The 11,115-nt window shown below is 63.0% G+C and carries 11 protein-coding genes; 10 read left to right on the top strand and 1 reads right to left on the bottom strand.

Annotation, left to right across the window (positions count from 1 at the left end):
* The 9 genes from FLM9_RS04230 to lepA form a co-directional block, all read left to right on the top strand.
* A partial coding sequence (locus FLM9_RS04230; protein ID WP_306806789.1) for a DNA gyrase C-terminal beta-propeller domain-containing protein occupies positions 1-656 on the top strand: 656 nt, incomplete at its 5' end.
* A 20-nt stretch (positions 657-676) separates the two neighbouring features.
* The gene (locus FLM9_RS04225; RefSeq protein ID WP_074457412.1) at positions 677-1,288 is read left to right on the top strand and encodes a flavin prenyltransferase UbiX; all 612 of its coding nucleotides are present in this window, start codon (positions 677-679) and stop codon (positions 1,286-1,288) included.
* Entirely contained in the window at positions 1,285-1,761 is a 477-nt protein-coding gene (locus tag FLM9_RS04220) for a hypothetical protein (protein WP_074457409.1), read from the top strand. The genes FLM9_RS04225 and FLM9_RS04220 overlap by 4 nt, the downstream gene beginning before the upstream one ends.
* A 21-nt stretch (positions 1,762-1,782) precedes the next feature.
* On the top strand, positions 1,783-2,262 hold the full coding sequence (locus tag FLM9_RS04215) for a DUF2996 domain-containing protein (RefSeq protein WP_074457408.1): 480 nt from the start codon (positions 1,783-1,785) through the stop codon (positions 2,260-2,262).
* Between the two features lie 145 nt (positions 2,263-2,407).
* Positions 2,408-3,493: a magnesium-protoporphyrin IX monomethyl ester (oxidative) cyclase gene (gene acsF / locus FLM9_RS04210; RefSeq protein WP_074457407.1), complete on the top strand. Its 1,086-nt coding sequence runs from the start codon at positions 2,408-2,410 to the stop codon at positions 3,491-3,493.
* A gap of 101 nt (positions 3,494-3,594) precedes the next feature.
* Positions 3,595-5,037, top strand: a complete 1,443-nt coding sequence (locus FLM9_RS04205; RefSeq protein ID WP_074457406.1) for a TldD/PmbA family protein — start codon at positions 3,595-3,597, stop codon at positions 5,035-5,037.
* Between the two features lie 4 nt (positions 5,038-5,041).
* A complete protein-coding gene (locus FLM9_RS04200) occupies positions 5,042-6,409 on the top strand; it encodes a TldD/PmbA family protein (RefSeq protein ID WP_074457411.1) in 1,368 nt (455 codons plus the stop codon).
* An 11-nt stretch (positions 6,410-6,420) separates the two neighbouring features.
* Entirely contained in the window at positions 6,421-7,461 is a 1,041-nt protein-coding gene (fmt, locus tag FLM9_RS04195; protein ID WP_074457405.1) for a methionyl-tRNA formyltransferase, read from the top strand.
* Positions 7,461-9,269, top strand: coding sequence for a translation elongation factor 4 (lepA, locus tag FLM9_RS04190; protein WP_074457404.1), 1,809 nt, complete (start codon positions 7,461-7,463; stop codon positions 9,267-9,269). The genes fmt and lepA overlap by 1 nt, the downstream gene beginning before the upstream one ends.
* A 31-nt stretch (positions 9,270-9,300) precedes the next feature.
* On the opposite strand, the gene ahcY is transcribed toward lepA, so the two are convergent.
* Complete coding sequence (gene ahcY, locus FLM9_RS04185; RefSeq protein ID WP_074457403.1) at positions 9,301-10,740, bottom strand: adenosylhomocysteinase; 1,440 nt, start codon at positions 10,738-10,740, stop codon at positions 9,301-9,303.
* A 147-nt stretch (positions 10,741-10,887) separates the two neighbouring features.
* Here ahcY and FLM9_RS04180 point away from each other — a divergent pair.
* The coding region (locus FLM9_RS04180; RefSeq protein ID WP_143324596.1) for a tRNA (adenosine(37)-N6)-threonylcarbamoyltransferase complex ATPase subunit type 1 TsaE at positions 10,888-11,115 on the top strand (228 nt) is incomplete at its 3' end.

The following is an 11,115-nucleotide window of genomic DNA, read 5'->3' as shown; positions in this document are numbered from 1 at the left end:
TGCTCATGTTGACCCAGGCGGGGTTCATCAAGCGCACCCCCCTTCGTGCCTTCGCCAACATTCGCGTCAACGGGTTGATTGCCATCCACCTGGAATCCGGTGATGCCCTCCGCTGGGTCCGCTTGGCGCGGGTGGGTGACAGTGTGTTGATTGGCTCCCAGTCGGGGATGGCCATTCACGTGCCGATCAACGATAACCAACTGCGTTCCATGGGCCGCACCGCCCGCGGCGTCCGCGCCATGGCCCTGCGGGAGGGTGATCAGGTGATCGGGATGGACGTGTTAGCGGGGGACCATCAGGCTGGGTCGGCTCCTTGGGTGCTGGTGGCCTCGGCCCACGGCCGCGGCAAACGGGTGGCCATGGAAGAGTTTCCCTTGCAGGCCCGGGCCGGCATGGGACGCCGTGCCCTCAAGTTCCGTGGCCATGGGGATGCCCTGATCAGTTTGCGCATCCTTGGCGATGCCGAAGAAGTGTTGCTGGTGAGCGAGCAGGGGGTCATTGTGCGTCTGCAGGCTGACCAGATCTCCCAACAATCCCGTACGGCAACTGGTGTCAAGCTGCAGAAACTGGGGACTGAAGATCGTCTGGTAGAGGTGGTGCTGGTGCCGCCAGCCCCTGAACCTGAAGAGGAGGCCGAACCCGAGGTGGACCCTTGAGCACCACAGGGCCACTGGTGATGGGGGTGACCGGTGCATCGGCACAACAGTTGGCTGTGCGTGCTCTCCAGCTTCTGCTCAAGGGGGGCGAGCAGGTGGAGTTGGTGGCCAGCCGGGGTTGCGCCCAAGTGTGGCGGGACGAGCAGGGGCTGATCCTGCCCAGGGAGTCTGATGCCCAGGAAGCGTTTTGGCGGCAGCAGTGTGGTTGTCAAGATGGCCAACTGCGCTGTCACTCCTGGAACGCCCTTGGGGCCGCCATCGCCAGCGGCAGCTATCCGGTTCGGGGCATGGTGATCCTGCCTTGCACCATGGGGACCGTCGCCCGCTTGGCGGCCGGGGTGTCCTTGGAGTTGCTGGAGCGGGCTGCGGACGTGCAACTCAAGGAGCGCCGCCCCCTGGTCATTGCTCCCCGGGAAATGCCCTGGACACTGATCCACCTGCGCAACCTCACCCGGCTCGCGGAGGCCGGGGCCCACATCGCACCGCCCATTCCCGCCTGGTATCAGTGCCCGGAGTCCCTGGAGGACATGGTGGATTTCCTGGTAATCCGCATCCTGGACAGCCTGGGCTGTGACGTGGGGCAGCAGCTACCACGTTGGCAAGGTCCTCGGGCAGGGGAGTCCAGACCGTGAAGCGTGGCCTACTGGTTCTCGTGCTGCTCAGCCCGTGGCTGGCGGCGGTGTGGGTGGGGCTCCACAACCTGGGTCAACCGCGCCAACTGCGACTGCTCACCGGCACCACCCCTGCACTCCCCATTGGGGGCTGGCTGCTGCTGAGTTCCAGTCTTGGTGTGACGCTGGGGGCCGGCGCCGGTGTGCTGCTGCAAACGGGAAGCGCCCCGGGCCGGCGCCGCCAAGAGAACAGTCGTTATGACGTGGCAGATAGCGGGGTCATGGGGGACGAGCCCAATCCCGACCTGGGGCTGTGGCGAGACACGGGATCCAGCCTGGGGGAACCACCCCCCGTCATAGACGTGCCGTTCCGGGTGGTGCGACCGGGGCAGACACCCGGTCCCGACCCGGACAGGTCCCCATCTCCTGCCTATAACGATCCCGTCTACAACAACGATGATGATTGGCAGCCGCCACAGACTGAAACCTGGTGAGCGCTATGGTGAAGGCTATCCATGACCACAGGGCCCGTGACCGGAGACGCAACAGCCTCGCCAGCGCCCCGTGGAGCAGCGCCGGCCAAGGCCAAGGCAGCGGCCAAGCCGGGGAGCAGGCCAGCGGCCAGAAAAAAGCCCCAACCGGAGGACCAAACCTTTGCCGAGTTTGTACCCAAGCTACTGATCCCGGCCATGGCCCAGGCCTGCGCCGCCCATGGGGGACCTGTGCCAACACTCCAATGGCAGGAAGGTCCCATGCCCGTGGTGGTGGGGCAGTGCTGGCAGATTCAGGGGGAACTGCCGGGACCGCGCCGATTCTGGCTCTGCTTCGAGAAGCCGGACATCAACAGCCGCAAAACCTTTGCCCTGGCGGAGTCTGGGCAGGAGCCTTCCCTGCTGGAGCCCTTCCTCATTGACGAGAAGCGCGTCTCCCTGGCCCTGCTGGTGGCGCGCTTGGTGCAGCGCCTCAACGGGCAGAAGTGGCTCGGCCCCAACTGAGCCTCCGCTTTCATCCCGTCTTCAACTCACCGTCGCCGCCCGACTCTGTTACAGAGCCGAGCTCCATGGCGCCACGTCAGTACACTGGATTGCAAACGGCGCCCATTGTTCGGCGCGCCATCTTGTTTCGTCCGCCCGTCTTCACATGGTTAGCACTGCCCCAGCACCCACCACCTCCGGCTTTGAGGAGCTTCGCCCCGGGGTGAAGGCGCCGGTCAAGGACACCATCCTCACCCCCCGCTTCTACACCACGGACTTTGATGCCATGGCCGCCATGGACCTGCGGCCCAACGAAGCGGAACTGGAAGCGGTCTGCGAGGAGTTTCGTAAGGATTACAACCGTCACCATTTCGTCCGCGACCAGGAATTTGAAGGCGCCGCGGACAAGCTGGATCCCGAGACCCGGCGCGTGTTTGTGGAGTTTCTGGAGCAGAGTTGCACGTCGGAGTTTTCAGGCTTTCTTCTCTATAAGGAGTTAAGTCGCCGCATCAAACAGAAAAATCCTCTGCTGGCGGAATGCTTCCAGTATATGTCCCGTGATGAGGCACGCCACGCCGGATTTCTCAACAAGTCCATGGCAGATTTTGGAGTTCAGCTTGACCTGGGCTTTCTCACTGCCAATAAAGACTATACGTTTTTCCAGCCAAAATTCATCTTTTATGCCACCTATCTCTCGGAAAAAATTGGCTACTGGCGCTATATTACAATCTTCCGCCATCTTGAAAAGCATCCGGAGAGCAAGATCTTCCCCATCTTCAATTTCTTTGAAAGATGGTGCCAAGATGAGAACCGCCATGGAGACTTTTTTGATGCCTTGATGAAATCTCAGCCGGACACAGTGCGTGGCCCGGTGGCCCGTCTCTGGTGTCGTTTCTTCCTGTTGACGGTCTTTGCCACCATGTATGTGCGGGACGTGGCCCGCAAGGAATTTTACGAAGCCCTTGGCCTGGATGCCCGTGACTACGATAAACACGTTATTGCCAAAACCAACGAAACCTCCGCACGGATCTTTCCAGTGGTTCTGGATGTGGATCACCCGGATTTCTATATCCGCCTGGAGCGCATTGTGGACAACAACAAACGGCTCGCCGCTGCCGATGCCCATCAGGTTCCAGCAGTGGTGAAGGTGCTGCGCAAGTTGCCCTTCTGGGTAGCCAACACCTGGGAAATGGCCCGGTTGTTCTTCCTTAAGCCCATTGTCGCGGAGATTCTGCAACCCGCCATTCGCTGACTCTGCCCTAAAGACGGCAAAACGCTCTAAGATGTAACAAGCCTTTGGAGACGTCATCCTGTCTCGTCGAGAGGCGTCTCTGTCGTCTTGTTGCCCAGCGTATGTCCCTCTGTCTTGACCCACCTGTCACTTCCCGCCTGGATCCCCTGAATGAAGGGTGGCGGCCGCGCCTGGAAGAATTACTGACGGCGGGGATGGCGGCCGGTGCCGACCTGGTGGAGATTTTTGTGGAGCGCAACGACCACCTCAGTGTGTTGGCGGAGCAGGAGCGCATCACCAGCGTGAGTCCCGCCCTGGGTTGTGGCGCCGGCATCCGTGTCTTTAAGGGAAACTGCGACGGCTTTGCCGCCACAAACGATCTCAGCGGCCCTGCCCTAATGACGGCCCTGGAGCAGGCCCTCGCCATGTTGGGTCTCTGCCGGAGCGCCAACGCCAGCAGGTGGCAAGGCTTGGCGGCGCTGCAAGACTACGGCAGCGTCAAGGAGCAATGGCTCAAGGCCTGCCCCACTGTTCCGGACAGTGCCGAGCGTTTGCGGGAGGCCACGGCTGCTCTGGAGCGCCATGGTCGCCATCTCCAGGTCCGGCGGGCCAGCTACGCCCGGGATTGGCAAGAGGTGCTGGTGGCCGCCAGTGACGGCACTTTTGCCCGCGACCTGCGCCTCCATCAGACTACGGGCCTCACCCTGCTGGCCGCTGACGGGGACCATCGCGCCACCATCAGTCGCCGTGACGGCCGTGCGGACGATCCCCACTTTCTGGCCAACTGGCCTGTGGAAGACGTGGCCGTCTCCGCCGGACGGAGCGCCGGCAAGATGCTTTACGCCGACTTCGTCAAAGCTGGCGACTACCCGGTGGTGCTGGCCAACCGCTTCGGGGGCGTCATTTTCCATGAAGCCTGTGGCCATTTGCTGGAGACCACCCAAGTGGAGCAGGGCTCTACCCCCTTTGCCGGCAACATTGGCCAGACTATTGCCCATCCGGCGGTCACCGCCGTTGACGAAGGACTCAGCCCCAACAGCTTCGGCTCCATGGCCATGGACGACGAGGGCATGGCGCCCCAGCGCACGGTCTTGATCCAGGACGGCGTTCTGCAATGCTTCCTGAGTGATCGTGCCGGCGAGATGCGCACGGGCCATCCCCGCACCGGCAGCGGTCGGCGCCAGAACCACGGGTATCCAGCCGCCAGTCGGATGCGCAACACCTTCATTGCCCCCGGCCCCCACAAGCCTAAGGAGTTGATCGGCTCCATCGACCACGGCCTCTACTGCAAACAGATGGGGGGCGGCAGTGTGGGACCCACCGGTCAGTTCAACTTCGCCGTGGAGGAGGCCTATTGGATCGAGAACGGCTGCCTGCGGGAGGATAAGCCCGTGAAGGGGGCCACCCTGATCGGTGACGCCGTGACGGTCCTGCCCAGAATCTCCATGTGCGCCGACGACAACGCCCTTGCCGCCGGCTTCTGTGGTTCTGTCAGCGGCAGTATCTACGTCACCGTTGGCCAACCCCACGTCAAGGTGGACCGCATCACCGTTGGAGGCCGCTGAACCCATGACGGCACCATCTCTCTTGGCTCCGGATCCCGCAGTGTTGCGGCAACACATGACGGAGGACGCCTCCCGCATGGGACTTGCCACCTGGGATCTGGGGATCACCTGCGGCAACGACACGTCCGTGCAAGTGGATCGTGGCGAACCCAAGCAGCGCAAGGCTCGCCAGAGCACCACCGCCATGGTGCGGGTCTGGAATGACCAGGGTCTGGTGGGCATCACCAGCACCAACGATCTGTCCACGCCAGGACTGAGGGCAGCGTTGGCGAGCGCCCAGCAGGCCAGCGCTTTTGGCGATGCCCAGAGCCCACCCCGCCTGTCCCCCCAGGCCCGGGATCCCCTCACGCCTCTCCATCAGCCCCGGCAGCCAACGCTTCCCATGCAGATGCTTCTGGAGCGACTCCTGGATGCCGAACGGCAAGTACTGAACGGCCATCAGGCCATCTCCACCGTGCCCTACAACGGCCTGGCCCAGGCCCAGCGGGAGCGCCTGTACATCAACAGTGCTGGTGCCTTGCGCCACCAGAGCACCACCAGCGCCACCCTGTGGCTCTATCCACGGGCCGAAGAAGCCGGCCGCAAACCCCGCGGTGCCGGGGCGGTGCGGTTGGCGGCCGGTGTGGATGACCTGGATCTGGAGGGCTGCATTGCCGAGGCCACGGAACGCACCATCAGCCACCTGGACTATGCCCCCATCGACACCGGTGTCTACACGGTCTGCTTCAGCCCTGAAGCCTTTCTGAATCTGCTGTGGGCCTTTGGCAGCATGGTGAATGCCCAGGCGGTGCTGGACGGCATCAGCCTCTCCCGGCGCAGCAGCCTGGGCAGCCAGGTGGCCAGCCCCCTGCTCACGGTGACTGATGATGCCCGCCATCCTGGTCATGTGGCCGCGCCGGAGTTTGACGGGGAAGGCACCCCCACTCGGCGGTTGCTCCTCATTGAAGGGGGCCGTCTTCGCCATTTCCTCCACAGCGAAGGCACGGCCAGGGCCTTTGCCGATGGCTCGATGGCCACCGGCCATGCCAACCTGGGGGCAAAAGTCACCCTAGGTCCCCAATGGCTGGACGTGGAGGGCCAGCGGGGGGATTCATCCCTCAGTTGTGAGACCAGCAGTGGGGTTGTGCTTATTGATTCCCTCTCTGCCCTCCATGCCGGCGTCAAGGCCAGTCAGGGGTCCTTTTCCCTGCCATTTGACGGTTGGCTGCTCTCCGGGGGGGAACGACGCTCCATTGAAGCGGCCACAGTGGCCGGGGACATCCGCTCTACCCTGCAACACGTCGTCGCCTGTGAAGGGGACCCCCAATGCACCCCCAGCGGCCGCTCCCCCCATGTCTGGGTAGAGGGACTCACCATCACCGGTGAAGCCTGAGGGCTTGCCCCATGCGCATCCTCTTCTGGGGCACCCCCACCTATGCCGTCCCCTGCCTGGACGCCCTGATTACAGCGGGCCATGGGGTGGTGGGCGTGGTGAGCCAGCCGGATCGCCGCCGTGGCCGTGGCGGCTGGCCTCAGCCTTCCCCCGTCAAGCGCCGGGCCATGGACTTGGGGTTGCCGGTGTGGACCACCCCATCCTTGCGCCAGGACGCCGCCCTCAAGCAGCAACTGGCGGAACTGGCGGCCGACGTGTTTGTGGTGGTGGCCTTTGGGCAAATTCTGCCGCCGGAGATGCTGGCCCAGCCCAGGTTGGGGTGCTGGAACGGCCACGGCTCACTGCTACCCCGCTGGCGTGGTGCGGCGCCGATTCAACGGGCCGTGCTGGCCGGTGATGAGTGGACCGGCGTCGGCATCATGGCCATGGAAGAGGGATTGGATACGGGGCCGGTGCTGCTGGAGCGCCGCCTGGCCATTGGCCTCTGCGACAATGCTGCCACCATTGCCCAGCGCCTCAGCCAACTGACCGCCGACTTGATGGTGGAAGCCATGGCCCTGCTGGCTGCCGGTCCTGTTCAACCCCAACCTCAACCTGCCACGGGGATCACCATGGCCGCCAAGCTCAGCAAGGAGGAATTCCGTCTGCCCTGGAGCGAACCCGCCCTGCAACTCCATCGCCGGGTGATGAGCTTCTATCCTCGCGCCGCGACCCGGTGGCAAGGGCAGCGGCTCAACGTGCTGGCCACAGTGCCCCTGCTGCCGCAGCGGGCCGAGGAATTGGGGGCCATGGCCGGCGCCCCGATGACGGCGCTGGCGCAAACACCATGGCCCCCAGGCCAGCCGGGCCAAGTGGTGGCGGTGGTGCCCGCTCAGGGATTGGTAGTGGCCACGGGAGAGGGACACCTGCTCCTGCAGGAGGCCCAGTTGGCCAGCAAGACACCCTGCCGGGGGCCACGCCTGCATCAAGTGCTCAGGGCCGAGGTGGGGCAGCGGCTGGGGTCGGCAGGGGCTGGTCAAAAGAATAAAGTTGCTCGTGTGAATTGCCTCTGATGACGGACGTTCCCACCTCCCATATCCGCAATTTCTGCATCATTGCCCACATCGACCACGGCAAGTCCACCCTGGCGGACCGGCTCCTGCAAGATACGGGCACCGTGGCCCAGCGGGACATGCAGGACCAATTCCTGGACACCATGGATCTGGAGCGGGAACGGGGCATCACCATCAAGCTCCAGGCGGCCCGCATGATGCACCAAGCGGGGGACGGGCAGGCCTATTGCCTGAACCTGATCGACACGCCTGGCCATGTGGACTTTTCCTACGAGGTGAGCCGCAGCTTGCAGGCCTGTGAAGGGGCGTTGCTGGTGGTGGACGCCAGCCAGGGGGTGGAAGCCCAAACCCTCTCCAACGTCTACCTGGCCCTTGAGAACGACCTGGAAATCATCCCGGTGCTCAACAAGGTGGATCTCCCCGGCGCCGAGCCCGAACGAGTCAAGGCAGAAATCGAGGAGATCATCGGGCTGGACGCCAGCACGGCCATCACCTGCTCCGCCAAGACGGGCCTGGGCATTGGCGAGATTCTGCAAGCCGTTGTGGAGCGCATCCCCGCCCCCAGCGAGCGCACCGCCGAGCCCCTTGCCGCTCTCATCTTTGACTCCTACTATGACCCTTACCGGGGTGTGGTGGTGTACTTTCGCGTGATGGCTGGCGCCATTGGCGCCAAGGACGCCATCCTGCTCATGGCCTCCGGCAAACGCTACACCCTGGACGAGGTGGGGGTGATGGCTCCCAATCAGCAACAGGTGGACCAGTTGCATGCCGGGGAGGTGGGCTATCTGGCGGCCTCCATCAAGGCGGTGGCCGATGCCCGGGTGGGGGACACCATCACCACGGCGGCAGCCCCCACGGACCACCCCCTGCCTGGCTATAGCGAAGCCAAGCCCATGGTGTTCTGTGGGTTGTTTCCAACAGAAGCGGACCAATATCCCGATCTGCGGGATGCCTTGGAAAAACTCAAGCTGTCCGATGCCGCCTTGCACCATGAACCGGAGACCAGCAGCGCCATGGGCTTCGGCTTTCGTTGCGGCTTTCTGGGGCTGCTCCACATGGACGTGGTGCAGGAGCGGCTGGAGCGGGAATACGGCCTGGATTTGATTGTCACGGCGCCATCGGTGATTTATCTCGTTATGTGCCTGGACGGCACCACCCAGCTTGTGGATAATCCGGCCAGCCTGCCGGATCCTCAGCAGCGCCTGTCCATTGAGGAACCCTACGTGCGCCTGGAAATTTACGCCCCCAACAATTATAATGGCACCTTGATGGAATTGTGCCAGGAACGACGGGGTGAATTCATCGACATGAAATACGTCACCAAGGAACGAGTCATGCTGGTTTATGAATTGCCCCTGGCTGAAGTGGTCAACGATTTCTTTGATCAGATGAAATCCCGCACCAAGGGATATGCTTCCATGGACTATGCCTTCATTGGTTATCGTGAGAATCAGTTGGTGCGGCTGGACATTCTGATCAACGGCGAACGGGCCGACCCCCTCACCACCATTGTGCATCGGGATAAGGCCTACGGAATTGGCAGGGCCCTGGTGGATAAACTCAAAGAGCTGGTGCCCCGGCAACAATTCAAAATTCCCATCCAGGCGGCCATCGGTTCGCGGGTGATCGCCGCCACCTCCATTTCCGCCATGCGCAAGGACGTGCTGGCCAAATGCTATGGCGGTGACATTTCCCGCAAGAAGAAACTGCTCAAGAAACAAGCCAAGGGGAAAAAACGCATGAAAGCCATGGGCAAGGTGGAGGTGCCCCAGGAGGCGTTTATGGCGGTGCTCAAGCTTAATAGCTGACGGGCGCCGCCACGCTGGAGCGGAGATCCAATCAGTAGCGGTAGTGGTCAGACTTGAACGGGCCAGCGACGGGTACGCCGATGTAGTCCGCCTGTTCAGGGGTGAGCTGGGTGAGCCGGGCGCCAATGCGCTCCAGGTGCAAGCGGGCCACCATTTCATCCAACGTTCTGGGCAGCAGATGCACGTGTTTGCCGTAGCGCTCGCTGTTGCGGAACAGCTCCATCTGGGCCAGCACCTGGTTGGTGAACGAGTTGGACATCACAAAACTGGAATGGCCTGTGGCACAGCCCAGGTTCACCAACCGTCCTTCTGCCAGCAGAATCATGCGCTTGCCATCGGGAAAGATCACGTGATCAACCTGGGCTTTGACGTTCTCCCATTGCAGGTCCGCCAGGGAAGCCACGTCAATTTCGTTGTCAAAGTGGCCGATATTGCAGACGATAGTCTCGTTTTTAAGTCGCTCCATATGGGTGCGGGTGAGAACATTGATGTTGCCCGTTGCCGTGACAACGATATCAACCATTTCGCACACATCCTCCACGCGGACAACCCGATAACCCTCCATGGCGGCCTGGAGCGCGCAAATGGGGTCCACCTCGGCGATCATCACCGTGGCGCCCAGTGCCCGCAGGGATTGGGCCGACCCCTTGCCCACGTCCCCGTACCCAATCACCAGCACAACTTTGCCTGCGATCATTACGTCCGTGGCCCGCTTGATGCCGTCCACAAGGGATTCGCGACAGCCATAGAGGTTATCGAATTTGCTCTTGGTGACAGAGTCGTTGACGTTGATGGCGGGGAACGGGAGCGCGCCACGCTTCTGGAGGCGATAGAGACGGGCCACGCCGGTGGTGGTCTCCTCCGTCACGCCGCGAATGTTGCCGGCAACCCGCCCATAGAAGCCGGGATCCTGCTCCAGGCGCTGCCGGACGGCGGCAAACAAAGCCCGCTCTTCGGCATTGGCGGGGTTGTCCAACACAGCGGAATCCTGCTCGGCCCGGCAACCCAGCAGTACCAGGCCAGTGGCATCGCCGCCGTCGTCAAGGATCATGTTGGGGGTGCCCCCGCCCTGCCACTCCATGATCCGGTGGGTGAAGGCCCAGTACTCCTCCAAGGACTCCCCCTTGAAGGCAAAGACAGGGATGCCCTGGGCGGCCATGGCTGCCGCCGCATGGTCCTGGGTGGAGAAGATATTGCAGGAGGCCCAACGCACCTGGGCCCCTAGGGCCACGAGGGTTTCGATCAGAACAGCGGTCTGAATCGTCATGTGGAGACTGCCGCAGATGCGGGCGCCCCGCAGCGGCTGCTCAGTGCCGTACTGACGGCGCAAGGCCATCAGACCGGGCATCTCCGTTTCGGCGATGCGGATTTCCTTGCGACCCCATTCCGCCAGGCTGATGTCAGTCACCACGTAGGGTGGTGAGGAGGTGGTTTCGACGGCAGAGGTTGGCGTTGGGGTGGAGGCAATCATGGGGCACGGTCCTGAACAGTGGGCTGGAGCCACGGCAGAAAGGCCCCGGTTCCAGGCCACTCAAGCTAGCCGAATCAGTACCGCCGTAGCGCTTGAACGTCGGCCCCACCCTCCGGACTCCAGATTGGTGCAGAGAGCCAAGCGCCCGTGAACCCGACTCCTCTTCCCGATGCCCGGGCCACCCAGGCCTATGGGCGCCGTCTCGCCGGGACGCTGCTGACCACGGGCGCAGCGGGCGGGGTGGTTGTCCTGCTGCAGGGTCCGCTGGGTGCAGGCAAAACCTGCCTGGTGGGGGGGATCGCCCAGGCCTTGGCCATTGGGGAACCCGTCACCAGCCCCACCTTTGCCCTGGCCCAGCACTACCAGGGGCAGTGG

Origin of the sequence: Candidatus Synechococcus spongiarum, from assembly GCF_900047545.1 — a bacterium.
Classification (GTDB): domain Bacteria; phylum Cyanobacteriota; class Cyanobacteriia; order PCC-6307; family Cyanobiaceae; genus Synechococcus_B; species Synechococcus_B spongiarum_C.
The sequence above is the reverse complement of the archived record's forward strand: the minus strand, read 5'-3'. Positions and strand labels throughout refer to the sequence as shown.